The 1,081-nt window shown below is 52.5% G+C and carries 1 pseudogene and 1 other annotated feature; the pseudogene reads left to right on the top strand.

The features are described from left to right. Positions 1–1,081, top strand: a pseudogene (locus tag Q9291_RS14080) (IS3 family transposase); the annotation flags it as partial. Then, positions 212–328, top strand: a sequence feature (AL1L pseudoknot). It overlaps the preceding pseudogene by 117 nt.

Here is a 1,081-nt window from a genome sequence, read left to right as displayed (position 1 = left end):
GCAGTGAATATCCATCGTTGTGGGCGACAGTTGAACACATTGCCTCCCTGATTGGTTGCGCAGCGCCGACCTTGCTGGAATGGGTCAAGCGTCACGAAGTAGATCACCGCAAACGTGATGGCATCACCAGCGATGAGCGAGAGCGACTCAAGGCCTTGGAGCGAGAGAATCGTGAGTTACGCAAAGCCAACGAGATATTGAAGCTAGCAAGCGCTTTTTTTGCCCAGGCGGAACTCGACCGCAAACTCAAGTCCTGAACACCTTTGTAGACCAGTACCGTGCGCGGCACGGGGTCGAGTCTATCTGCAAAGTATTGCAGATAGCTCCGTCTGCGTACTGGAAACATGCTGCCCGGCAGCGCAATCCTGAATTGCACACGGCACGTGCTAAACGTGATGCGCAGTTGATGCCGGAAATACAGCGCGTATGGGATTTCAATCAACAAGTGTATGGCGCCAAAAAAGTGTGGAAGCAACTCAAGCGTGAAGGCGTTCAGGTCGCGCGGTGTACTGTTGCCCGCCTCATGAAGACTATGGGGTTGGTTGGCACCGTGCGTGGCAAGGTGGTACGTACGACTATTTCAGACAATAAAGCGGCATGTCCGCTAGATCGAGTGAATCGTCAGTTCAAGGCAGACCGGCCCAATCAGCTTTGGGTATCGGATTTTACCTATGTGTCTACCTGGCAGGGTTGGCTGTATGTTGCCTTTGTCATTGATGTTTTTGCCAGACGCATTGTAGGCTGGCGCGTGAGCAGCAATATGCAAACGGACTTTGTGCTCGATGCTCTGGAGCAAGCTTTGTATGACCGGCAACCAGAGCGCACAGGCACCTTGATTCATCACTCAGATCGCGGGTCGCAATATGTGTCTATACGTTATACCGAGCGCTTGGCTGAAGCGGGGATTGAGCCCTCTGTGGGCAGTCGGGGCGATAGCTACGATAACGCTTTAGCTGAAACCATTAATGGGTTGTATAAAGCAGAGTTGGTTTACAAACGAGGCCCTTGGAAATCCAGGGCTGCATTGGAGATTGCCACATTGGAATGGGTATCATGGTTTAACCACCATCGCCTGCTCAGC

Source organism: Methylophilus aquaticus, assembly GCF_030769565.1.
In the GTDB taxonomy this organism is placed as follows: Bacteria; Pseudomonadota; Gammaproteobacteria; order Burkholderiales; family Methylophilaceae; genus Methylophilus; species Methylophilus aquaticus.
The sequence above is the reverse complement of the archived record's forward strand: the minus strand, read 5'-3'. Positions and strand labels throughout refer to the sequence as shown.